Genomic DNA, 23,719 nt, shown 5'->3' on the forward strand with positions numbered 1-23,719 from the left:
TATCCTTTCAGGCGCTAGCGGAGCGGGCAGTGAATTTATGCCCGACGATGAGTTCGACGACCTCGTTAAGGTCGGTGTCGGCGATCCTTCGCTCGGCCAGATTGGCGCCGTCATACATCACCATGAGGCGGTCGCAGACCAGAAACAGGTCCTGCAACCTGTGGGTGATCAGAATCACGCTGACGCCCTGGCGGCTGATGGTACGAATCAACTCCAGCACCGCTTCGACTTCGGCTACCGCGAGGGCCGCGGTGGGCTCGTCCATGATCAGAACCTTAGGGCCGAAGGCGGCCGCGCGGGCAATCGCAACGGCCTGGCGCTGGCCGCCGGAAAGGTGTCGTACCTGCGCGCGGGTATCTGGAATGGTGATGCCCAATGCTTCAAGAATCTGCCGTGCTTCGCGGTGCATGCGCGTCTCATCGAGCAACGGCACGCCGAGCACGCGGCGCATCGGTTCGCGGCCCATGAAGAGGTTTCCGGCCACATCGACGGTGTCACACAGCGACAGGTCCTGATACACCATCTGGATATGGCAGCGCTGCGCATCTGCCGGGCCGTTGAAACTGACTTCCTCGCCATCGATGGCGATTCGTCCGCTGGTCGGTAACTCCGCACCTGACAGGATCTTGGTCAGCGTGGATTTGCCTGCGCCGTTGTCGCCCACCAGCCCCAGCACTTCACCGGGCTGCAACAGCAGATCGACACCGCGTAACGAGGCTATCGAGCCGTAGTGTTTAGTGATGGCACTCATCTGTACCCGAGGCACTTCGCCAGGCGTCTGCATGCTGAGCCCCTTATTTGAATTCGGCGCGATAGGCTGCCAGGTTGGCTTTGGTCACCAGCGTGACGGGAATACTCTGTTCGCGAGCCACGGTCTTTCCGGACAACAGCGCCAGTGCCGACTCCACCGCCGTCTTGCCCATGGCCTGCGTGTTCTGTTGCACCACCACCGCGACAGAGCCGTCATCCAGACCCTGCACTGCCTGAGAGGACAGGTCCCACCCGAAAATCCTGACCCGCTCGCCGGCACCTTGCGACACGCTCGCGGCAACCGAGCCAATCAGGGCGGGTTCACCAGTGGCATAAATGATCTGCAGATCAGGGTTGGCGGTCAGCAGGTTTTCCGCCGCCGCCTGGGCGGTGTCCTGCACATTGTTACCGTCGACGGTATTGACGATCTTCGCCTGGCTGGCGGTCTTTGCCAGACCCTCGCGGAAGCCGTCCAGACGCAGATTCTGCACATAGGAGCCGAGGGCTCCGACCACGCCGATGCTGGCCTTGCCCGCCAGTTCGCGGTTGATGTATTCGCCGGTGTACTGGCCGATCTGCCGGGCTGCCTCACGGTTATCCACGCCGACCTGCACGGCATTGTCGCCATTGATCACAGCATCGATTGCCACCACCGGGATTCCCGCCTGCGCGGCTGCGGTGACCGCCGGCTTGATACCGTTGACGTCGATGGCGCAGACCAGAATGGCGTCGACCTTGTCCTGAATATAGGCCTCGATGGCGTCGTTCTGGGCTGACGGGTTGTCATTGGCGTTGAACACCACCAGCTCTGCTCCGGCAGCTTTCGCCGCAGCCTGTGCGCCTTGGGTAATCTGGGTGAAATACAGCGCCTGTTGGTTGACCTGTACCAGAGCCAGACGTTTGCCGGTCTGGGCCTGAATGATGGGTGACAACGCCAAGGCCAAAACAACGCCGAGGGTCAGGGTGAAACGCTTGCTCAAACGCAGCATTGCCATCCTCCTAGTCTGATTGCCGGTGCGGCAAATCAGATCGGTAAACCGGTTTACCAGTCGTCTCAAAAAAAAGACAAATGAGCTTTGTCTTCAGGTTTGAAAACTGGAGAAAGCAGATTGTGTGCCATTTTTTCGCAATGCCTGCCAGTGACCGTACATCCTTGATGCGCCACACTTTTCCGCAATCATCGGTTTTTCAGGAGGCAAACGGCAGTGCACTGATTTAATGCCGGGTGTTACTGGTTGCCCCGCAATCAGTCACTGCGCGTTGCTACCGTGCCCCGGCAGACCAGCTCTACGGGTACGCGCACGACGTCCTGCGCACAGTCGCCGCCCGTCATTCGCTGCAGCAGTTGCGCCACACCGAGACGGCCAAGCTCTCTGGAGGATTGGCGGATGGTACACAGCGGCGGGGTCAGCAGGCTGGCGTAGACGGCGTCGTCGAAACCCACCAGCGACATGGCACCGGGCACGCTGATATTGCGCTCACGCAGGACATCGAGCACGCCCAGGGCGATGAAGTCACTGGCGGCGAAAATCGCCTCCGGAGGGTGGGGCAGGGCGAGTAGCTGGGCGGTTGCGATACGCCCGAACTCACGGCTGTAATCCCCGAAGCACTGGTATTCCGGCACCTCTGCGATGCCCGCCAGCGCCAGCGCTTCCCGGTAGCCGGCATAGCGCTCGCGGGCACTCATCAAGGCCGAAGGACCGGACACATGAGCGATGCGTCGATGTCCATGGCGGAGCAGATAGTCCGTCGCCAGGCGACCGCCCTGATGGTTGTCGGCGAACACTTTGGGCTGCGACGTGCCGGGAACGTCTTCGTCGAGCAGAATGATATTGCGGTAGCTCATCAGCTGGCTGGCCAGCGTGCCGTCATCCGGGCGGTTGCTGACCAGTAGCAAGCCATCGACGTTACGTGAATCCAGCCAACGCACAAACGTGCTTTCGCGTTCAAGCAGGTTGCGGGTGACACACAGCACCAGGTTGTAACCATGTGCGGACGCCTCTTCCTCGGCCGCGTCTGCCAGCTCGGCAAAAAACGGGTTGGCGATGTCCGGCAGCACCAGACCAATGGTCTCACTGCCGCCTTTGCTCAGGCGCCGGGCCAGACTGTTGCCCCGGTAGTCCAGTGCCTTGATCGCCGTATCGATACGCTTCGCGGTCTCCGGCGGCAGGCTGATGCTTCGGTTCAGATAGCGCGACACCGCAGCCTTGGAAAGACCTGCATGGTTGGCAACATCCTTGAGCGTTACGGGTCTGGTCATGGCGGTCGGCTTTGATGCCTGAAAAACGAAGCATTGAAGTGAAGTGCCGTTATCTTCTCATGCGTGCCCGAACAGCCCGACGATTTTCTCTGCGGGTGGCGTCGAAAAAATCCATGTGGGGCGTTGGTCCGCCAGCTACCGTTGACTTTTTGCACGTTTGCCACACGCTCTGCTGGAGCAAATTTGTGTCGTTTTGAGCTGTTGGTACGTAACTAACTATGGCTCATTATTTATATGTTGTCGTATGACTTATGTCTGACCACTTCACATACTACGGTCACGCAAGTAGTCCAGGCATTCCTTGCATTGGCTTCAAGACATTCGCCACGAATGTGATCACTTACAGTGATACTTCTCCATTAAAGAAGCCCCTCTGGTGTGCTTAATGGAACCGCATAGCACACTGCGACACTCAGTTACTCAATTTTCCAGTAAATGCGGGCGATGAGTGTTTGCGATGAATGCCATTCAGCCAATTATAAGCGCTGCTTATTTTCAATATTCTCTCGGTGATAGCAACTGGCTGCTTTCTCGGATCTCTTCATTATCAGCAGGCTTTATCCATGATTGGATCAACCCGAAAAGTGGCTATTTGCCTTGTGAGTATCGGCTGATGGCGTTGGAGTCTGATAACAGTCCTGATGCCTGTAACTCCAGGGACGAATGTTCATCGCGTGCCGCAAGACGAACGTTCAGGAGGGCTTAATGATAAATCCCGTAAAACACAATTTTAGTCACCTTGGGTTTTCAAACGCTCAAAGTACCTCGGCACTGGGGCCTGCCAGTAATAAAGTGCCCAACTTTGTTTCGCGAGGGCGAGGCAAGGGAGTTCCAGTGGAGGAATTCAATACTGCCGAAGAGTGTCGTTTGGCGGGTCGGCAGGACAGCGTACTGGATTCGATAGACGGCAAAGAGTTCATGCGACTGCTGCAGAAGTACACGGCCTCTGAAACAACCGAGGAGGAATTTGCGGACCTGAGGGCCTCCATACCGCGCTATTCCATTGAGTTGGCCAAGTCGGATCATCCTAAAGTGCTTTATCGGGGGATATCTCTGGATGATGAGGCGGCGTCGCTTTTACTGAATACCTCCAAGGGTTACCGCAGTCGCGAAATAGCCCATGGTCTTATTCACGGCCTGCGCGTGGTTAAAGGCGTTTACACCGCGACCGGGGTGGCCAGCGCCTCGACAGTGTCAGCTGTTTCGCAAGGCTTTGCGCTGGTGAACGCGAACAGGAAAAAAGAAACACCGGTTCTTTTTGTACTGAAAGCGATGCCTGCCGTTCCCGCGCTCAACCACAGTGGTGCAAAGGGTGTGACACTCAGTGAGAGCCGGTTGCCGTTATCGGTGGCCAGCAAGAGTGAACATGAAGTCATTCTGGATATCACCAACCGGTACGAAATTACGCAGGCTCGCCGGAGCGGTGAGTTCATTGTCGTCGACATGACTGTTTTAGGGCGGTCCAAGAGGGGAGGTGAATTCGCCCTCGTCGAGACTGACAAATGGAAACAACTCTCTGGCGCCAAGGGCTCTAATCCAGGTGGATTGTTTCAAGCGCCCAATGGCGTTAAGTGGTATGTAAAAACCAACCCGTCTGCCAATAGGCTTCGAAACGAGGTGCTTGCCTCCAGGCTGTACCGTGCCGCAGGAATCGATGTTCCTGACATAGAACTGGCGTCCCGCAAAGGCAAGCCCGCACTGATTTCAAAACTGATAGTAGGGAACCCCAAAGACCTCGATACGCTGGCAAAAAATAGCCAGTTGAAGTGCGGCTTCGCAGTGGATGCCTGGCTGGCGAACTGGGATGTCATCGGTCTGACGGGTGACAATGTCATCTTCAATCACCGTAACAAACCTGTGCGCATCGACCTTGGCGGTGCGCTGGTCTTCCGCGCCCAAGGGGAGCACAAGGGTAATCAGTTCGGTACCACGCCCATGGAGCTGGTCACGATGCTGTCTCGTGAAGATAATTCGTCCAGTCGTGCCTTCCGGAAAATCGAGCGTAATGACATCCGCGAGGGTATTGCAGCGATAGAAAAAATACCGGACGCGCGTATTGCAGCACTGTGCGCAGAACACGGCCCTGGCAATCACAGCGAACGCGTTGAGCTCGGCAAGAGACTGATCAGTCGGAAGAAGTGGCTGGTCGATATGAAGCAAACGCTTCCTTATATTCATCGCCAAAAGAACGAGCGCGGCGATGTTGTCACTGTTAAAAAACCCACGTCACCCAGCGCGGTGGATACGTGGCGTGATCGATACGCAACAGCCGTTTTTGTACCTCACAGCGCTGTCCGTGGCAGCATGAACAACCTGCCGTTCAGATCATTTACACCCCCATCCACGATGGATGGCTGGCGCCGATTTACAACCCGGGCGGTCAACTTCACAGAGCCGGAATTTAAGCGTTCTCAGCACCTTGCTCCCGCCAGTGGAGCGATCATTTTTGAGCCCGACGGCAGGGTATGGATCACCGAGCCGACCAATCACCCGTTCGGCGCAACGCACGCTTTTCCCAAGGGAAAGCAGGATGCCGGTCTGAACTTGAGGACCAATGCACTCAAGGAAGTCTACGAAGAGACGGGGCTTCTGGTGGAATTCCACGGCTTTATCGGTGACTACGACCGAACAACATCCCGTACTCGTTATTACCTTGCCAAACGCATAGATGGCACACCGTCCGACATGGGCTTTGAATCTCAAAGCGTCAAGCTGGCAAACATTACCGAGGCCAAAAGACTGCTACCCAACGCCGTGGATATTGCCATCTTGCGAGACGCAGAACAGGCTTATCTAAAGGGCCCTTTCAAATGAATTTCATCTGCTTGAACGCGTAAAGACGATAAAGAGGATTTCTGAAACCCTGCACAAAACCCCGTTCACCCAAACGCGTTACCTCCACAAAAAAGGAGTAATGAAATGAGCATGAATACCTCTGTAAGCAACAACAGCCCGGGGTGGTCGCCTGTCTCACCGGGCGACCAGGCTCCGAGTCCGGACTATTCAGGTAAATCGTCGAGCAATGCCGTGCACTTTCTTCCTCCGGAAAGTACCCAGCGCTCGCCGAACACGGTGAGTTGGGGGAATGGCGCGCCGACAACCGCCACCACCGGGAATGGACGAGCAGGAGGGGGCGATCAAAGTGACTTGATCGAGGCGTTGACGACGCTGATTCAGGCGCTGCTGAAACGCTTGCTCGGTGATTCTTCCGCAAGTAACTCTTCTGCAAATAACCCTTCCGAGAACCCGTCCCCTGCTTCGTCCGGGCCAGGTCGGGCTTCTGCTTCTCCCGGCGGTGCTGCCAGTTCGACGCCAGACTCAGGACTGTCTGAGCCGTCAAATCAAGCCCAACCGTTCAATAACACTGGCTTGGGTTCTCATGGCGGCGCGAATACGGTTCCTGACCGGATTGCGTCTCCTGAGGCAGCGCAAAAAATGGTCGAAGACGTGAAAAATGCCGGAGGGGAAACACTTCGCATCCAGATGACCCATGACCAGATCAATGACCCGGCGCAAATGGCCAAACTCAAGGCGATGGTCGATGTCGGCGACAAACAAGGGGTCAAGATTCAGTTTACGTTTCGTGACAACGCCAATGGCGGTGGTGGCAATGTCTTGTCCGGCGACAAGCTCAAACAAGCCGCCGACGATGTCAAAAACGTGGTGTCTGCCCTTGGAAACCATCCGAGTTTTGTACTCGATACGTTCAATGAGGGCGGCAAGAGTGCCACTCAAGGTTGGGCCGATATGCAGAGCACGTTGATCAAGTCAGCCCGCGACGCAGGTTACAAAGGCGACATCGTTCTGGAGGACAGCAATTGGGGTGGTGGTCTGACAGCCGGCGGGGAAAGCGGACTGGTCAAATACGCTGATCAGTTGAAAGCCGCCAACGGCAGCAACAACCCTGGCCTGATCGGCAGCATCCATGAGTACGCCAGCGGTGCCGATGCCTCCTCACGTTTGTCATCGGAGATCAAGGCGCTTACGAGCGCGGGCTTCAAGCCGCAAATCGGTGAAGTCGGTAACGCCAACTGGACCGGAGGCGGTAACTTCGAACAGCGCGACGGCGCCAACCAGGCCGTGAAAGACAACATGGGCGCCCTGAAAGCGGCCGGCGCCGATGTGCTGCCATGGATGGACCAGTTCGAGAACGGCAAGATCAAACACAATGTCGGTTTCTCGAAAGGCGATCAGTTTTCCTGATCCTGTTTCATGGAACCTGATTTGTCTGTTGACCACTCAGCGGGCAGCTATCTGTGAGGTCGTCAACGACCAGTGCAGAGCGGCGAGTTGGAGAGGTTGCACAGATGCTGCGCTGTCTGCGCAACCCCCTTTTTTCATGACCGATAAGTAGCAGGTATAAAAGCTATGCCTATCAACAGACCCGCCTTCAATTTAAAACTCAATACGGCCATTGCCCAGCCGACTTTGAAGAAGGATGCAGGTGCGGAATTGCGCCGTTTGAATCAGAGCGAAGTGCGTGCCAACACACAGACACGTTTTGCCGTTAATCACCGTGCCCCCACTTATGACGTCGCGCAAAGCGCGCTGGGTGAAAATCACGGTGGCTGGACTGCCGCCAATCATTTCAAGATGACGGGGTCTGAGGTCTTCATCCATATGGATCGCCTGGAGCCGAACTGCAAGGGGGAGTTTGCCGGAGACAAGATCCACCTCAGCGTTGCACCTGAGGATGTACCGGATGCATTCAATGCGATAGGCAAAATACTGCAGGCGAGCGACAGCCCGGTTGACTCGTGGAAAGTGACTGACATGAAATGCCTGCAAGCAGAGATGCCGGCGGCAAAGCAGCGCGTGGCGCTGGGCGCTCAGTTCACGATCTACGCCAAGCCCGACCGTGAAGACAACACCTACAGCCCAGAGTACATGGGCAAAATGAGGGGGATGATCAGCAGTATCGAACAGGAGCTGAGCGCCGCCGGTGTAAGGCAGAGCAGCCATCGCCCGGACTCCGATGTCTCCCCGGGGCACTGGAGCTATGCGTCTTATCGCAATGAGCATAAAAGCAACAGATCAGGGACTTCCAATCAGCACAGGAACCTGGAGGCCGAGCCTTTTTTCCAGTTGGTCTCATTCTCTGACGGGGCTTCAGGGTCATCCAGGTCCAGCGCTGACCATCAGGCCTTGCTGCCGCCGCCGTGGGCCCGGTAAGGCTGTTTTTCTGAGCACTGCCTTTGCCGTGCGCCCGGGGTTTCTGTCGTGAAACGTGAGTGTCGAAAGAAACGCTGGCTGCACGGCGACAGCTTCGGGTTCACCGGTGCAGGATCGCCTGATGAATCTCCTGCAGCGGAATGATCCGCTGCGCCGCGTTCAGTTTGATCGCTTCCTTGGGCATGCCGAACACCACGCAGCTGGCTTCGTCCTGAGCCACTGTCGCGCTGCCGGCGTCGAGCATTTCCTTGAGCCCGCGTGCGCCGTCGTCGCCCATGCCGGTCATGATGATGCCGGTGGCGTTCTTGCCGGCGAATTTGGCCACCGAACGGAACAGCACGTCCACCGAAGGACGATGGCGGTTGACCAGCGGGCCGTCGATGACCTGGACGTGGTAGTAGGCGCCGCTGCGCGTGACCATCATGTGTTTACCGCCGGGGGCGATCAGCGCGAGGCCGGGCAGGATGCGGTCGTTGTTTCTGGCCTCGCGCACCTCGATCTGACTCAGGCTGTTCAGGCGTTCGGCGAACGATGCGGTGAATTTCTCCGGCATGTGCTGGACGATGACCATGCCCGGGCACACGCGAGGCAGGGCCGTAAGCACCGCTTCGAGTGCCTGTGTACCGCCTGTCGAGGTGCCGATGGCGACGATGCGTTCAGTGGTCTGCGCCATGGCATGGCCGCTGGCAGCTGGCAGAATGGCATCGGCGGTCAGTTTGCTGGCCGGGGTCAGCACCGGGGCGGCGGTGCGCTTGCCGAGGTTTCTGACGTTGGAGTTGGCTGCTGCGCGTACTGCTGCAACCAGCTCGGCAGCCGAATCGATGAGGAAGTTCTTCAGGCCGGTGGTGGGCTTGGTGATGATTTCCACCGCCCCGGCAGACAGCGCCTGCAATGAGGTTTCCGCGCCTTTCTGGGTCAGCGACGAGCAGATCACCACCGGTGTCGGCCGCTCGCTCATGATCTTCTTGAGAAAGGTGATGCCGTCCATGCGCGGCATTTCCACGTCCAGCACAATGACGTCCGGCCACTCCTGAGCGAGCTTGCTCATGGCGAATATCGGGTCTGACGCCGCACCCATGACATGAATGTCGGGGGTATCGTTGAGAATGGCCACCAGTACCTGACGAACTACAGCCGAATCATCGACCAGCAGTACGCTGATTTTTTTGTTTGGCATCTTTTTCCATTGCTTCCATTGGTTGGTGCCTGACCCATACGTTTCCGTCCCACAGGTCGAAGATGATGCTGCGATGGCCGGTGCTGCCCAGGTCCTGAGCCATCAGTTTCAGGCGGTTCTGTTCGGCCAGCGCAAGTGCCGCGTGAACGTTGCTGTCAGCGACGTTCTGCATGTGCAGGTCATGGCGATGAGCAGGAAACATTTCGCCGCCACCGAACAGCTTGACCTGATATTCCTCGGGCAGGGTGCCATTGGCCAGCGCATGGCGAATGAGTATTTCCATCGCCTCGTCAGCGTACCTGCCGTCCAGTGGCTGATGCCGGCGTATGCGCCCGGGCAGCATGAAGTGGCACATGCCGCCAATACGCCGCCACGGATGCCAGAAGGTAATCGCCACGCATGAACCCAGCAACGTGCGCAGGCGAGTCGGCCGGGTCTGAAAGACCACTTCGCCAGGCCCGAGCACTATTTCGGCGACACCCACAGGCGTGTTCATGGTTTGCGGTAAATCGAAGGGGAGACCATTTTCAACATGTCATTTATACCGTTCAGGCTTTCTGAGTGGCTGATGATGAAATAGCCTCCTGGCTTGAGACGCGGGATCAACCGCGCGACCACTTTGCTTTTGGTTTCCTGATCGAAATAGATCATCACGTTGCGCAGGAAAATGACGTCGAACTCGCCCAGCTCGGGCAGGGTGTCATTGAGATTGACCTGCACGAAACTGACCCGGCTGCGCAACGACTTGTCGATCAGAAAGGTCCCTTCCTGGCGACCTATGCCTTTCAGACAGTATTTGAACAGCAAAGGTTGCGGCAACGTTTCGGTGCGCTCCAGAGGGTAGTGACCGCTGCGCGCCTTGCTCAGCACGCGCGTGCTGATGTCCGAACCGACCACTTCCCAAGGCGTGGTGCCCAGTTGTTCGGCCAGTGTCATCGCCAGGCTGTAGGGCTCTTCGCCAGACGAACTGGCGGCGCTCCAGATACGGAACATTTTGCCGTGTGTCACCTTAGGCAGCACCTGCTGACGCAGAAAATCGAAGTGCTTGGGTTCGCGGAAGAAGTACGTTTCGTTGGTGGTCAGCAGGTCCAGCGCCACTTGCAGCTCGCCGTTGCGCTGATCGTTCATGATCAGCTTGAAATACTCGCCATAGCTGTCCAGCTCGTAATGCTTGAGACGCTTGAACAGGCGGCCGGCGACCAGCGCTTTCTTGGCCAGCGTCAGTTTGATGCCCGCGGCGTTGTACAGCCAGTTCTGGAACTGGCCGAATTCGCGATCGGTGAGCGACGCTGTATCAGGCATGTGCAGACCTCACGTCGCGTCGACGTCGGTCGGCAGCGACTGGCTTGCCTCGGCGAGGCTGGACATTTCATCGATGGACAACACGCGGTCGACCTCAAGAACGATCACGAACTTGCCGTCGACCTTGGCCATGCCGCTGATGAAGTCGGCGCGAATTCGCGCACCGAAGTTCGGCGGCGGCTCGATCTGCGACGCCGGAATCTCCAGCACCGCCGAGACATTGTCGACCAGCAGGCCGACGTCCTGCGGCTGGCCGTCCTCGCTGTTGGCCTCGATGATGATCACGCACGAGCGCCGGGTGATGGCCGAGTTCTGCCGCCCGAAACGCGCCGACAGATCAACCACCGGCACCACCGCACCGCGCAGGTTGATCACCCCGCGCACGAAGGCGGGCATCATCGGCACCACTGTCAGGCTGCCGTACTCGATGATTTCCTTGATGCCCAGAATGCCGATGGCGAACATCTCGCCACCGAGCATGAAAGTCAGGTACTGCGCCTCTTCTTCGACCGTCGCTGCGGCCTGCCGAGTCGTGACCAATGAGCCCATGTCGTTCTCCCCTGGAGTCTCTATCGAAGCCGGCAATCAGAAACGGGTAAATTCCGATTCGTCCGGTGCGCCCGCCATGCTTTGCGCAAATGCCTTGCGCGGAGCCTGTTGCGGTGGCCGCGGAGGCTGACGGTTCGGGCTGTTGCGGTTGTCGAAAGTAGCGCTCTGTGCGACGGCCCTTGGCGATGCGTCGAGGGTGAAGAAACTCATGGCCTGTTGCAGTTGTTCGGCCTGGCTGCTCATTTCTTCCGCAGTAGCCGCCAGTTCTTCGCTGCTCGATGCGTTTTGCTGGGTGACCTGGTTGAGCTGGGTCATGGCAGTGTTGATCTGCGCCACACCGGCTGCCTGCTCTTCCGACGCGGCACTGATTTCCTGCACAAGGTCGGAGGTCTTGTTGATCGAAGGCACCATCTCGTCCAGCAACTTGCCGGCCTTCTCGGCCATGTCCACGCTGCTCGACGACAGCTCGCCGATTTCCTGCGCGGCCACCTGGCTGCGTTCGGCCAGCTTGCGCACCTCGGCGGCCACTACTGCGAAACCCTTACCATGTTCGCCGGCACGGGCGGCTTCGATGGCGGCATTGAGGGCGAGCAGGTTGGTCTGGTAAGCGATGTCATCGATGATGCTGATGCGCTGGGCGATTTTCTTCATCGCCACGACGGTCTGCTGCACCGATTCGCCGCCATCGGTGGCTTCTTTGGCGGCCTTGCTGGCCATGCCATCGGTGACTTTGGCGTTCTCGGTGTTCTGGTTGATGCTGGCGCTCATCTGCTCGACCGATGCGCTGGTCTCTTCGACACTGGCGGCCTGCTCGCTGGTGGCCTGGCTCATCGACTGCGCGGTGGCACTGACTTCTTCCGAGGCGCTGGCCAGGTTGTCGGCGGCGTTACGCACTTCGCCGATGATGTGCGACAGCTTGCCGACCATGTTGCGCATGGCGTTGAGCACCATGCCGGTCTCGTCCTTGGAGCCGTGGCCGATGTGGGCGTTGAGATTGCCTTCTGCCAATTGCTCGGCGGCCGTTGCGGCCTCTTTCAGCGGGCGGGAAATGATCCGGGCGATGAACAGCGCCAGACCCAGGCCAATCAACAAAGCTACAACCAGTACCACGATGATCGAGATACGGGAGGTTTCGTACAGGCTGGTGCCTTTGTTGCCAGCGATAGTCGCGCCAGCTTCATTCAGCTCGACCATTTTTTGCAATTGAGTGGTCACTTCATCGAAATGCGTCTTGGATTCGCCCTTGAGCAACGCCCGCGCCTGAGCCTCCAGGTTTTGGCGTGACTGATCGAACAGGTCGTTGCTGACCTTCAAGTAGGCGGCCCATGACGCGCTCACACTATTGAACAACTGACGATCGTCATCACTGGAAATCAACTTGTCGTAAATGGCCAGTCGCGCTTCAAACTGCTTGCGCGCTTCTGCAGCCTCAAGCTCCATCTGAGCTTTTTCCGGGGCAGCGTCTGCGGCGATATGACGGTTTTCCTTAAGCCTGTAGTTGGCGGCGAAGAAGCGCATGCCCGCGGCCGCACGCATCGACGGCATCCAGTTTTCCTTGATGTCCTGAGCGGCCTGGTTGACCTGGCCGAGCTGGAGGATGGCAAAGACTCCCATGGCAGCGGTCAACGCCAGAACCACCAGAAACGAGGTAATCAGCTTGGTGGAAATCTTCAGATCGTAGAACCATTTCATTGAAGTAACTCCTTGGGAATTGCGAATCCGTCAGCGAGAAGTGGGCAACAGGGATTGAGGCGCCTGTGTCGAGCGGGCCTCCATGTGTACGATCTGGTTGAGCAGGGCGGGGATGTCGAGAATCAACGCCACCGCGCCACTGCCCAGGATCGTCGAGCCGCTGATGCCGCGCAGCGCGCCGAACAGCTTGCCCAGAGGTTTGATAACGGTTTGGAACTCGCCAAGCAGGTCGTCGACCACCAGCCCGGCCTTGTGCTCGGCGTAACGCACTACCACCACGTTCTGGCGCCTGGCGGCGGGGCCTTCATGATTGAAGTGGTCACGCAGGTAGACCAGCGGCAGCACTTCGCCACGCAGGTCCAGGTAGCCGCTGTCGCGGGTCAACTGCCGGTTGTGTTCGTCCAGCTCGATGCATTCCTGCACCATGTCCAGCGGGATCACGTAAGTCGACTGATCGATACCGACCAGAAAACCGTTGATGATCGCCAGCGTCAGCGGCAGGCGGATGCGCACGATGGTGCCCTGACCGGGCTGACTGTCCAGATCCACCGTGCCGCGCAGCAAGGTGATGTTGCGCTTGACCACGTCCATGCCGACACCGCGCCCCGAAAGGTTGGTGACGGCCTCGGCAGTGGAAAAGCCGGGTTCGAAAATCAGGTTGTAGATTTCCTGATCGGTGAGGCTTGCGCCGGCCGCCACCAGTCCGCGTTGCTGGGCCTTGTCGAGGATGCGCTCGCGGTTGAGTCCGGCCCCGTCGTCGGCGATTTCAATGACGATGCTGCCCGAGTCGTGGTACGCGTTGAGGCTCAAATGACCTTTTGCCGGTTTGCCTGCCGCGCGACGTGCTTCGGCGCTCTCGATGCCGTGGTCCATGGAATTGCGCAGCAGGTGCATGAGCGGGTCGCCGATCTTTTCGACGACGGTCTTGTCCAGTTCGGTCTCCGCACCATTGATGATCAGGTCGATGTCCTTGCCCAGTTCCTGGCTGACATCGCGCACCACACGGCGGAAGCGATTGAAGGTGTCGCCGATGGGGATCATGCGCAGGTGCAGCGCGCCATCCAGGATCTGCTCGACCAGCCCCGATACGGTGGAACTGGCTTCCTGCAGCGGGTCGTTGTCGCACGATTTGGCCAGCAGGCTGGCGCCGGCGCTGGCAATGACCAGCTCGCCGACCAGATTGATCAGCTCGTCGAGCTTGTCGGCGTTGACGCGCACATAGCGGCCATCCTTGTTTTTCTGCTCGCTGCCCGAAGACGGGCGTTCTACAGCGGTTGCCGTTGCCGTTGCCGGCGTACGTGGCACTGCGCGCTGATCGCCCAGCAGTTCGCCGCTGGCCACCATAGGGCTGTGCTCGGGCTGCGAGACCAGTTCGGTGCCGGTGGGCTCGACGGGGTCTGGCGTCTCGTTCACCGGGGTGATTTCCACGGCGCAGTCTTCACGCACGAAATCGAAGACTTCGTTGATCGCGGCGTGCCCGGCAGCAGAGCGGAAATCGATCTCGAAACCCAAGTGGCAGGATTCCGGGTCCCACGCCTCAACTGCTGGAATACTGTCGGTTACCGTCGTGACCTGGACCATCTGCCCCAGGGTATTGAGATAGCGCAGGAACGACAGGGGGTCCATGCCGTTGCGAAACACATCCACGCCAAAACGTAGCGAGATATGCCAGAGCACTTCGGCTGACGGTTCATCATCACTGACGACCGACGCGCTCGCGCTGTCAGCGGCCCCGGCCCCGGCGCTGGCCGGTGCCTGGAAGACCTGCAACGCCTGACGCAGCGCTGCCTCGCGCTCCAGTGCAGGTTGCTGCATCTGCTGGCCACGGCTGGCGACCACGTCGATCAACTCAAGCATGTGATCGCCGGATTTGAGCAGCACGGCGATCAGCTCGGCGTTTACCGAAACGCTGCCTTCACGCAGACGATCCAGCACGTCTTCGACGATGTGAGTAAAACTGACGATAGGCGTCAGCCCGAACAGTCCGGCCGAGCCTTTGATGGTGTGCGCTGCGCGGAAAACCGCGCCGATCGCGTCCTGGTCGCCGGGCTCGCTTTCGAGTTGCAGGAGGGATTCCTCCATCGCCTGCAAAAGCTCACGCGCTTCAACGATAAACGTCTGCTGTGCCTGATCGAGATTAATACTCACGATGACTTCCTTGATCGATCACTGGGCAGTACTGCAAATGGACGCGCTACAGCACCACACCCGGATTACATAACTCGAAGGTTTCGCTGACCGCCTTGCTTTGCCCGGTCAAATGCAGCGAAGTCCCGGTCTTGCCGGCTTCGCGCTGAATCACTGCCAGCAGTTGCAGGCCGGCGCCGTCCATCTCGGTGACCTGTGAAAGATCAACCTCCAGGCGTGCCGCAGCGCCGATCTGTGGCAGTAGCCTGGCGGCCAGTTCAGTCACGGTGTAGATCGTCAACTCGCCGTCTATCTGCACGCGTGCAGTGTCGGTAGCGTTTTCGTCTGGCGTGGGCATGCTGGCCTCCATGGGCCTGGGTCTCAGGGCAGGATGAGCTTGGAAACCGCTGCGAGCATTTGTGCTGGCTGAAACGGTTTGACGACCCACGCCTTGGCGCCTGCGGCCTGACCTTCGGCCTTTTTCGATTCCTGGGATTCGGTGGTCAGCATGATGATGGGCGTGAACTTGTAGCTGGCCAGCTTCTTCACTTCCTTGACGAAAGTGATGCCGTCCATGTTCGGCATGTTCACGTCGCTGATGATCAGGTGCACCTTCTGCCCGGTGAGCTTGCCCAGTGCATCCTTCCCGTCACAGGCTTCGATAACGTCGTATCCGGCACTCTTCAGCGCGATACCGACGACTTGCCGGACGCTGCTTGAATCGTCGACCACCAATACACTCTTAGCCATGATTTACTCCTAGAAAAACGTGATTTCCTGCGAATCCTGCTGTGCTGCCGATTCACCTCGGTGAGTGCGACGTTGCTCGTCGGTCGCGTAGGTGGACTCCATGCGCGCCAGCCATTGCCGGGCGTCGATGGCGACCGCCTCGTCGGGGGATTGGCTAGCCTGCAGAAGGTGCGCGTGCAACGAGTCGATGTTGTCGCGTACGTGGGCGAGAATCTGGCTGACCCGGTCCTGAAACTGCAGGTTCACCAGGACCTCAGTCATTTCGTCGCGAATCCCGTAGCTCTCCTGCTTGAGCAGGTCGGCGGACTCGGCCAGGCGACCGGTGATGCTCTGGAAGCGCTCCAGTACGTTCTGAATGCTTTGTTCGGAAGCGGCCACCGAATGGCTGTCCTGATCGGCACCGCTCGATGCGGCCTGCACCAACTGGGTGATGGCGTTGTTGATGATGTCGACCTTGGCGGACATCTGCTGACCGGTTTCGCTGGATTTGCTCGACAGGCTGCGCACTGCATCGGCCACCACGGCAAAGCCACGGCCCGCCTCACCTGCACGCGCTGCCTCGATGGCCGCGTTGAGGGCCAGCAGGTTGGTCTGTGCGGCAATCGCTGCAACGTCGGCGGCCATGGTGCGCAATTCGCCGGTATAGGCGGTGAGGCTGCGCACCTGGGAGAGCGTCTGGTCGCGGCTGGCCTGAGTGGATTTGAGCGAGTCGATTACCCGGCTTAGTTCGCTGTCACTCTGCGACAACACTTTCAGCGCACCATCGGCATTCTGACCGTCAAGTTCACCGGCAGCGTGCTGCGACGCCTGCACGGTTTCCTGCAGGCGCTCGGAAATACCCATGAAACGCGTGCTCAGCTCGACAATCGCGGTTTCGGTCTGCTGGCGCGAGCTTTCGACCTGCTTGGCCCAGATCGGCATGGCACCTAGGAGGATCTCATTGAACTGGGCGTTGGACGCCATGGCGCTGCTTTGTGCGCTATGCGCCTGGTGATGATCCAGCGCCTGAGCCACTGCGCGGCGCACTTCGATCTGCTGTGAACGTGCAGCCCAGGCACACGCGCCTAGACCGATCGCCAGCAGTACAGCGCACGCCACCAGATTGGCCGTACCCGTGCCGAACTGCGTGAGAATCCAGGCAATGGCGGGTATGACGGGAATGAGTGAGAACCAGACGAAACGCGGATGATTTTGTGCAGGAGTACTACTGGATTGATTCGACATCATGGGTTCGATCCCTGAACAGTGCAGCGTTGTACACGACTCAATGGTTATCTGCGCGCCGCAGACAAACTTGATCCCCGTACGGGAGCCTTCCGTCCGATTGCTTGGCGCACAACCCGATCCTGTTAAAAATAGCGGGTATTCGGGGCACCGCAAGTCGGCGCAGCAAACGCGTTGGCAGAACAGCCGAATTCACTTGGGAGAGGACGCAGAGCGCCGCACGATAGAGGGGGGGGTCGTTCCTCACGCTCTAGCGTGGGCATGCGTTTCACGACGCTCTGCGTCGCAAGGTCTGCGCTGCACAGGTGAATTCAAGAAGGGACGCAGAAGCGTCTCAGGCTGCATGCCAATGCAGGGCATTGGCATGAGAGTCGGTGGGGACCGGTGTATGACGATGAGTCTTGCGTGCCTTAGTGCAGCTTCATCCGCGGCTCGGTGCCTTTGCCGATCTTGCTGCCCAGCATCAGCATCAGGGTACGGAAGGTGCCGTACAGCGCCATCTGGTGCATGCGGTACAGCGACACGTAGAACATCCGCGCCAGCCAGCCTTCGAGCATCACGCTGCCCATCAGGTTACCCATCAGATTGCCGACGGCCGAGAAGCTCGACAGCGAGATCAGCGAGCCGTAGTCCTTGTAGGTGTACTCAGGCAACGTCTTGCCTTCGATCCGCAAGCGCAGCGATTTGACCAGCAAGGATGCCTGCTGGTGGGCGGCCTGAGCGCGCGGCGGGACGTTGCGGTCGGTGCCTTTTTGCGGGCAGGCCGCGCAGTCACCGAACGCGAAGATATTTTCGTCACGTGTGGTTTGCAGCGTCGGCAGCACTTGCAACTGATTGATCCGGTTGCTTTCCAGACCATCCAGTTCATGCAGGAAGGCCGGGGCACGAATACCTGCCGCCCAGACCTTCAGGCTGGCCGGAATGACCTGCCCGGTAGCGGTGATCAAGCCATCAGCCGTCACCTCACTGACTGCCGCATTGGTCAGCACTGTCACACCGAGTTTTTCCAGCGTCTTGTGCACCGGCGCGCCGATGCGCTCAGGCAGCGCGGGCAACACCCGTGGCCCGGCTTCGATCACCGTGATGCGCAGGTTTTCCGGCTTGATCTGACCCAGCCCGTAAGCCGCCAGCTCATGCGCCGCGTTGTGCAGCTCTGCCGCCAGCTCGACACCGGTTGCACCGGCACCCACGATGGCCACGGTGATTTCCTGCGCGCTGTCGGCCTGACCGGCGTGGGCGCGCAGATAGTGGTTGAGCAGTTGCTGGTGAAAGCGCTCGGCCTGTTTGCGGCTGTCGAGAAACAGGCAGTGCTCTGCCGCGCCCTTGGTGCCGAAGTCGTTGGTGGTGCTGCCCACCGCGATGACCAGCGAGTCGTAACCCAGGCTGCGTGCCGGAACCAGTTCTGCACCGTTTTCATCCAGCGTCTCGGCCAGATGAATCTGGCGGCTGGCGCGATCCAGACCGGTCATGCGCCCGAGTTGAAACTGAAAGTTGTTCCACTTGGCCTGAGCCACGTAGTTCAGCTCGTCCTCATACGAGTTGAGCGAACCGGCGGCCACTTCGTGCAACAGCGGTTTCCAGATATGCGTCAGGTTGGCATCAACCAGCGTGACACTGGCCGTGCCTTTCTTGCCCAGGGTCTTGCCCAGACTGGTAGCCAGCTCCAGACCGCCAGCGCCTCCGCCAACGATAACAATACGATGCGTCATAAGGATTACTCGGAAGGTTTAAGGAATTCGGGGGGAGCTCGATCTTCGCGAGCGCAATGCAGCTCATAGCGTCAGAAGGCTCAATAAAGGGTTCGTCACGACACTGCCCGGGTCAGGAGCGGCCTGCGCTCGACTGGATGCCGGTGTGCCTGAAGGTACTCTTCGACACACCTTTGCGGTCCCGGGTTCAGGTGTCTGCTCAATTTATCCGTTGTCTCAGGCGTGCTGTCGGGCAGGGGGCCAGGGATCGGTGATTTCCAGCGGCTCGACCTGCAGCGTATCGTCCAGGCGGATGATTCCGCTTTGTAACACTCGCGCGGTGATTCCACCATGCCCGCGCACCGCCTGGAAGGTCCCGTGACCAAGGCGCTGCTCAAGTCGCGCACACGGCTGACACCAGCCGGTGGTCTCGAAAATCGCCTGACCGATCCGGAAACGTCGATTCTTCAGGCTGAACAGGTTAATGCCACTGATCACCAGATTGCGCCGCAAATCCTGCGGCACGATGGGGTTATCCGCCGCGCGGTTCAGCAACGAGCCAACCACCGCCAGATGCTCCCACTGGATCAACGTCACCTGCCGCGCATTGCGCGGGCCGGGCCGCGAGTGATCGCCGGTCAGACCTGCTTCACGACGCGCTTCCACGGCATCCAGTTCGATCATCTCGACCCGCGATTGTGGACGCACGCCTATCCAGCGCACACGACCTTGTTGCGGCACATCGGCCAGCAGTTCCTGCAAGGGGCTCATAAACTGATTCCAACATCGAAAACGACACTGCGCCCCAGATTGGTACGCAGAAAATCCGGAGCGCCGGGATGCGCGAACAATACCCGAGCGAAGGTCGGCCCCACCAGCGACAACGAGCGCCAGCCCTGACGCAGGTACTCGGTCGGTGGTGGAAAGTGACTGTTGAGGTCCAGCACCTCGCGCTTGAGGCTGGCGAAGGCAATGATATCCAGCCCGCCCAGATCAATGCCGCGTTCGCGATAGTTGGTGGATTTCTTGCGCAGGGTAGGGGCGAGTCGGTGCAGCAGTTCAGAGGCCGGAATCCGCTTGGGCTTGGCCTCCCGACGTACCAACTGGCTCAACGAGAACGCGCTTCGTCGTCGCGCCAGCTCCTCGCGCCACTCGTCATTGAGACGCCGCCCCTCATCCAGCACGAAAAACACCTCGAAGCGCCCGTCACGAAACAGCACATCCGGCGGCTCCTGACTGGCAGGCGTGAAGTCCTCATTGCGATGCGTAATGTTCAGCCCCTGCAACAGGCGCTGACAAACCCAGCGCTCACGCTCCCACTTCCGCGCATTGGAAAGAAAGGCGTTGGCTTGTTCGGCCTGGATCGTCAACAGGCGCAGGTAGTCTGAGTCATCCATAGGGCCAAGCTTAGCGTTCAAGTTGCCATGACTGGAAGAGTGAATGCAGGGGTGTAGACTGGCAATTCATTTTTTGATCGCTTGCGATAAATGTCGCAGGCGCTGCCTTTATCGAGGACCGACCTGTGAAGCTCCTGCCCATCCTGCTACTGGCCTTGCTGCCCCTCACCGCTAACGCTCTGCAAGTCGGCGAGCGTCTGTCTTCCTGGACACTGCTCGATCAATACGACCAGCCCTACACCCTGAACAACCAGACGCAAACCCTGCTGGTCGCACGCAGCATGGACGCCGCCAAGCTGGTGAATGCCGCCCTTCAGGACAAGCCAAAAGGCTTTCTGGAATCACGCCATACGGTGTTTGTCGCTGACATCCAGAAAATGCCAACCATCATCGCCAAAATGTTCGCCATCCCCAAAATGCGGGATTACAGCTATCGCGTGATGCTTGATCGAGAGGCACGCATCGTGCCGCAGTACGCAGGCGATGACGATAAAGTGCTGTGGTTACAGTTGCGCGACGGGCAGTTGGTCAGTCAGCAGCAGTTTGGCAGTGCTGATGCGTTGAGGGCTGCGCTGGAGCATAAATGATCGCGGGACATGAGCGTCGTGGGAGCGAGCTTGCTCGCGAAAGGGCCATCACAGGCGTCCTGAGATGCGACTGAAAGATAGCCCTCGTAGTTGCGTATAAGCGAGTTGCTTCGCATCGACTTGTTATCAATGCCCCCTGTGCGGAGCCTCCAGATCACCCGAGAACAACTCGTCCTCAGCATCCGGGCTCACCGGAATCGCATGCTCTTCAGAAGCCCAGGCTCCCAGGTCGATCAGTTTGCAGCGCTCGGAGCAGAACGGGCGGCTCGGACTGGCTGTGCTCCATTCCACCGGGGCGTCGCAGGTTGGGCATTGAACGGTCATTGGTTGGCTCATGATTGGCCTCCACGCAAAGTAAGGTAAAAGTGGTGCAGCCGCTCGACTTCGCTGCTGAGCCAGGCGTGATCGCGGTCGTTGACCAGCACATCGTTGGCATGACGCAGGCGGTCTTCACGCTGGATCTGCACCTTGAGAATGGCTTCGACCTGCTCCTGGCTGGAGCTGTCGCGCAGCATGGTGCGTTCTATCTGCAGGTGCGCCGGAGCATCGATCACCAGCAGCCTCTGAACCATGCGGTATTGCCCGGACTCGACCAGCAATGGCGAGACCAAAATGGCATACGGCGATTTGGCCTTGGCCAGATGGCTGACGATTTCCTGATTGATCAGCGGATGCAGTAGCGCTTCCAGCCAGCGCCGCTGCTCGGGGTTTTCGAAGATCAGCTTGCGCAGCGCGCCTCGATCCAGCTCGCCGCTGGTCTGCAACACGCCTTTACCGAAGTGCGCCGCTATCTGCTCCAGCGCCGGGCGCCCGGGCTCGACAACCCAGCGGGCGGCATGGTCGGCATCCACAGTGTCGACGCCAAGGTCGCTAAAACACTTCGCCGCTGCACTTTTACCGCTACCGATGCCGCCAGTCAGGCCAAGAATCCAGGGTTTTTCATCAGGGTGAGTCATCTGAAACCGGCAAACTGCATGTAAGAGTCGGTTATTTGACCACCCCAGAGCAAAGCGATCCACCCCGCAATGGCCAGATAAGGACCAAAGGGGATCGGCGTACCGCTTTCGACCCTACGCACGCGCATCATGATCACCCCGAGCACCGCGCCCACCAGCGACGATAACAGGATGGTCAACGGCAAAATCTGCCAACCGCCCCACGCGCCCAGCATGGCCAGCAACTTGAAGTCGCCATAACCCATGCCTTCCTTGCCGGTCACCAGCTTGAACAGCCAGAACACCGACCACAGCGCCAGATACCCGGCCACTGCACCCCACAGCGCATCGTTCAGCGAGGTAAACAGCCCGAAAGCGTTGACGATCAGGCCCAGCCACAGCAGTGGCAGCACCAGAGAATCAGGTAACAGCTGGTGATCAGCATCGATCAGACTCATCGCCAGCAGCCCCCAGCTCAGTACCAGCATTGCCGCCGCCTGCCAGCCAAAGCCGAAATGCCAGGCCACATAGGTCGACAACACTGCGCAGGTCAGCTCGACCAGCGGGTAGCGTTTGCTGATCGGCGCTTTGCACTGCGAGCATTTGCCACGCAGCAGCAGATAGCTGATCACCGGCAGGTTTTCCCACGGGCGGATTTTGTGCGCGCAATGCGGGCAGCTGGAACGGGGGCGGTTCAGGTTGAAGACGGGCTGATCGGGTTCGGCGGGCAGGCCGAGCATTTCACGGGATTGGGCTTTCCAGTCGCGCTCCATCATTCTCGGGAGGCGGTAGACGACCACGTTGAGGAAGCTTCCGATGATCAGGCCGAGGATGCAGCAGGTGGTGATGAAGGCCAGGGGGGAGCTGGCCAGGAGGTCGAGGAGGGGCATGTCAGACAATGCTTCCAAGTTTGAAGATGGGGAGGTACATGGCAATGACAAGGCCGCCGACGATCACTCCCAAAAAGGCCATGATCATCGGTTCCATAAGGCTGGTCAGATTGTCGACCATGTTATCGACTTCGTCCTCATAGTAGGTAGCGACCTTGTCGAGCATGGTGTCCAAGGCGCCGGACTCTTCGCCAATCGCGGTCATCTGTATCGCAAGGCTCGGAAATACTCCTGTTGAACGCATCGAAAAATTCAGTTGCATGCCCGTGGAGACGTCCTGTTTTACCTTGATGACTGCATTTTTAAATACTACATTGCCAGTCGCTCCGGCGACTGAGTCCAAAGCCTCCACAAGCGGGACGCCAGCGGCAAAAGTCGTAGCAAGTGTGCGCGCATAGCGAGCTACCGAAGATTTGAAAATAAGAGGCCCGATGAGGGGGGCTTTTAGCAAAAGACGATCAAGGCCGTCGCGAAATTTTTGAGATTTTTTGTAGGCCCGCTTAAATAAAAAAAAACCTGCAAACAATAAACCGACAATTATCAGCCACCATTCCTGAACAATGTTTGATAGACCAATAACCATCAGAGTAAACGCAGGTAAGTCAGCACCAAAGCCAGCAAATACGGATTGGAACTGCGGTACCACCTTGATCAACAAAATACCTGACACAATAATCGCTACGATCAACACGGCGATTGGGTATGTCATGGCTTTTTTAATTTTGGCTTTTAGCTTTTCGGTCTTCTCCTTGTAGCTAGCGACCCGGTCCAGAAGACTTTCAAGTGCCCCCGCTTGCTCGCCGGCATCTACCAGATTGCAAAACAGGTCATCGAAATATTCCGGTTTCTGTCGCAACGCCGTCGCAAAGCTGTTGCCTGCCGACACTTCCTGCTTTAACGAGCTCACAAGTGTACGCATGTTTGGGTTTTCAGCGCCCTCGCTGATGATGTCAAACGACTGCAGCAACGGCACGCCAGCCTTCATCATCGTTGCCATCTGCCGAGAAAAAAACGCGATGTCCAATGGCTTGATCTTCTTGCCTTTGCCGAAGATCGATGCGGACTTCTTGCGTACCTTGGTGGGGTTGATGCCTTGTTTGCGCAATTGGGCTTTTACGAGTGCCATATTATGGCCGCTCAGTTCGCCACTGGCTTTAGTGCCCTTCTTGTCCACACCTTCCCACGTGTAAACGATGACTTTGACTGCCTTGCTGGCCAT

23 protein-coding genes are annotated in these 23,719 nt (G+C 58.6%); 4 read left to right on the top strand and 19 right to left on the bottom strand.

The window, feature by feature from the left end:
• Positions 1-7 precede the first annotated feature (7 nt).
• From V476_RS15570 to V476_RS15580, 3 genes are all read right to left on the bottom strand, one after another.
• On the bottom strand, positions 8-784 hold the full coding sequence (locus tag V476_RS15570; protein WP_024960607.1) for an ATP-binding cassette domain-containing protein: 777 nt from the start codon (positions 782-784) through the stop codon (positions 8-10).
• 10 nt (positions 785-794) lie between these two features.
• Positions 795-1,739 carry a substrate-binding domain-containing protein gene (locus V476_RS15575; RefSeq protein ID WP_003347042.1) on the bottom strand — a complete coding sequence of 315 codons (945 nt, stop codon included), beginning with the start codon at positions 1,737-1,739 and terminating at the stop codon, positions 795-797.
• A 257-nt stretch (positions 1,740-1,996) separates the two neighbouring features.
• Positions 1,997-3,010, bottom strand: a complete 1,014-nt coding sequence (locus V476_RS15580) for a LacI family DNA-binding transcriptional regulator (protein WP_024960608.1) — start codon at positions 3,008-3,010, stop codon at positions 1,997-1,999.
• A gap of 705 nt (positions 3,011-3,715) precedes the next feature.
• Between V476_RS15580 and V476_RS15585 the strand changes: the two genes are divergently transcribed.
• The 3 genes from V476_RS15585 to ospF all read left to right on the top strand — a co-directional run bounded on the left by V476_RS15585 (position 3,716) and on the right by ospF (position 8,182).
• Entirely contained in the window at positions 3,716-5,824 is a 2,109-nt protein-coding gene (locus tag V476_RS15585) for an NUDIX hydrolase (RefSeq protein ID WP_161780162.1), read from the top strand.
• A 111-nt stretch (positions 5,825-5,935) separates the two neighbouring features.
• On the top strand, positions 5,936-7,213 hold the full coding sequence (locus V476_RS29175; RefSeq protein ID WP_328586703.1) for a cellulase family glycosylhydrolase: 1,278 nt from the start codon (positions 5,936-5,938) through the stop codon (positions 7,211-7,213).
• 165 nt (positions 7,214-7,378) lie between these two features.
• Positions 7,379-8,182, top strand: a complete 804-nt coding sequence (gene ospF, locus V476_RS15595) for a type III secretion system effector phosphothreonine lyase (RefSeq protein ID WP_024960611.1) — start codon at positions 7,379-7,381, stop codon at positions 8,180-8,182.
• 100 nt (positions 8,183-8,282) lie between these two features.
• Here ospF and V476_RS15600 read toward each other — a convergent pair whose 3' ends face one another.
• The 12 genes from V476_RS15600 to V476_RS15655 form a co-directional block, all read right to left on the bottom strand.
• Positions 8,283-9,359, bottom strand: a complete 1,077-nt coding sequence (locus tag V476_RS15600) for a protein-glutamate methylesterase/protein-glutamine glutaminase (protein ID WP_003423093.1) — start codon at positions 9,357-9,359, stop codon at positions 8,283-8,285.
• Complete coding sequence (gene cheD / locus V476_RS15605; protein WP_024683886.1) at positions 9,322-9,855, bottom strand: chemoreceptor glutamine deamidase CheD; 534 nt, start codon at positions 9,853-9,855, stop codon at positions 9,322-9,324. The genes V476_RS15600 and cheD overlap by 38 nt, the downstream gene beginning before the upstream one ends.
• On the bottom strand, positions 9,852-10,661 hold the full coding sequence (locus V476_RS15610) for a CheR family methyltransferase (protein ID WP_024960612.1): 810 nt from the start codon (positions 10,659-10,661) through the stop codon (positions 9,852-9,854). The genes cheD and V476_RS15610 overlap by 4 nt, the downstream gene beginning before the upstream one ends.
• A 9-nt stretch (positions 10,662-10,670) precedes the next feature.
• Positions 10,671-11,210: a chemotaxis protein CheW gene (locus V476_RS15615; RefSeq protein ID WP_024960613.1), complete on the bottom strand. Its 540-nt coding sequence runs from the start codon at positions 11,208-11,210 to the stop codon at positions 10,671-10,673.
• Between the two features lie 36 nt (positions 11,211-11,246).
• Complete coding sequence (locus V476_RS15620; protein WP_024960614.1) at positions 11,247-12,902, bottom strand: methyl-accepting chemotaxis protein; 1,656 nt, start codon at positions 12,900-12,902, stop codon at positions 11,247-11,249.
• Positions 12,903-12,932: 30 nt separating this feature from the next.
• On the bottom strand, positions 12,933-15,050 hold the full coding sequence (locus V476_RS15625) for a chemotaxis protein CheA (protein WP_024960615.1): 2,118 nt from the start codon (positions 15,048-15,050) through the stop codon (positions 12,933-12,935).
• A 46-nt stretch (positions 15,051-15,096) separates the two neighbouring features.
• A complete protein-coding gene (locus V476_RS15630) occupies positions 15,097-15,387 on the bottom strand; it encodes an STAS domain-containing protein (protein WP_003347075.1) in 291 nt (96 codons plus the stop codon).
• Positions 15,388-15,410: 23 nt separating this feature from the next.
• Complete coding sequence (locus tag V476_RS15635; protein ID WP_002553206.1) at positions 15,411-15,779, bottom strand: response regulator; 369 nt, start codon at positions 15,777-15,779, stop codon at positions 15,411-15,413.
• Between the two features lie 9 nt (positions 15,780-15,788).
• Positions 15,789-17,006 carry a methyl-accepting chemotaxis protein gene (locus tag V476_RS15640; RefSeq protein WP_004415087.1) on the bottom strand — a complete coding sequence of 406 codons (1,218 nt, stop codon included), beginning with the start codon at positions 17,004-17,006 and terminating at the stop codon, positions 15,789-15,791.
• Positions 17,007-17,413: 407 nt separating this feature from the next.
• On the bottom strand, positions 17,414-18,712 hold the full coding sequence (locus V476_RS15645) for an NAD(P)/FAD-dependent oxidoreductase (RefSeq protein ID WP_003392712.1): 1,299 nt from the start codon (positions 18,710-18,712) through the stop codon (positions 17,414-17,416).
• Between the two features lie 216 nt (positions 18,713-18,928).
• On the bottom strand, positions 18,929-19,462 hold the full coding sequence (locus V476_RS15650) for an MOSC domain-containing protein (RefSeq protein WP_003317783.1): 534 nt from the start codon (positions 19,460-19,462) through the stop codon (positions 18,929-18,931).
• On the bottom strand, positions 19,459-20,088 hold the full coding sequence (locus tag V476_RS15655; protein ID WP_003406555.1) for a DUF1780 domain-containing protein: 630 nt from the start codon (positions 20,086-20,088) through the stop codon (positions 19,459-19,461). The genes V476_RS15650 and V476_RS15655 overlap by 4 nt, the downstream gene beginning before the upstream one ends.
• A gap of 125 nt (positions 20,089-20,213) precedes the next feature.
• Between V476_RS15655 and V476_RS15660 the strand changes: the two genes are divergently transcribed.
• Positions 20,214-20,675, top strand: a complete 462-nt coding sequence (locus V476_RS15660; RefSeq protein WP_024960617.1) for a hypothetical protein — start codon at positions 20,214-20,216, stop codon at positions 20,673-20,675.
• A gap of 126 nt (positions 20,676-20,801) precedes the next feature.
• Here the strand turns inward: V476_RS15660 and yacG are convergent, their stop codons facing one another.
• The 4 genes from yacG to V476_RS15680 are packed head-to-tail and all read right to left on the bottom strand — an operon-like array spanning position 20,802 to position 23,719.
• A complete protein-coding gene (yacG, locus tag V476_RS15665; protein WP_024960618.1) occupies positions 20,802-21,011 on the bottom strand; it encodes a DNA gyrase inhibitor YacG in 210 nt (69 codons plus the stop codon).
• On the bottom strand, positions 21,008-21,631 hold the full coding sequence (gene coaE / locus V476_RS15670) for a dephospho-CoA kinase (protein WP_004415092.1): 624 nt from the start codon (positions 21,629-21,631) through the stop codon (positions 21,008-21,010). Before coaE ends, yacG begins: the two co-directional genes overlap by 4 nt.
• Positions 21,628-22,500, bottom strand: a complete 873-nt coding sequence (locus V476_RS15675; RefSeq protein ID WP_024960619.1) for a prepilin peptidase — start codon at positions 22,498-22,500, stop codon at positions 21,628-21,630. The genes coaE and V476_RS15675 overlap by 4 nt, the downstream gene beginning before the upstream one ends.
• Before the next feature lies 1 nt (position 22,501).
• Entirely contained in the window at positions 22,502-23,719 is a 1,218-nt protein-coding gene (locus V476_RS15680; RefSeq protein WP_024960620.1) for a type II secretion system F family protein, read from the bottom strand.

Origin of the sequence: Pseudomonas syringae KCTC 12500, assembly GCF_000507185.2 — a bacterium.
Lineage (GTDB): Bacteria > Pseudomonadota > Gammaproteobacteria > Pseudomonadales > Pseudomonadaceae > Aquipseudomonas > Aquipseudomonas syringae.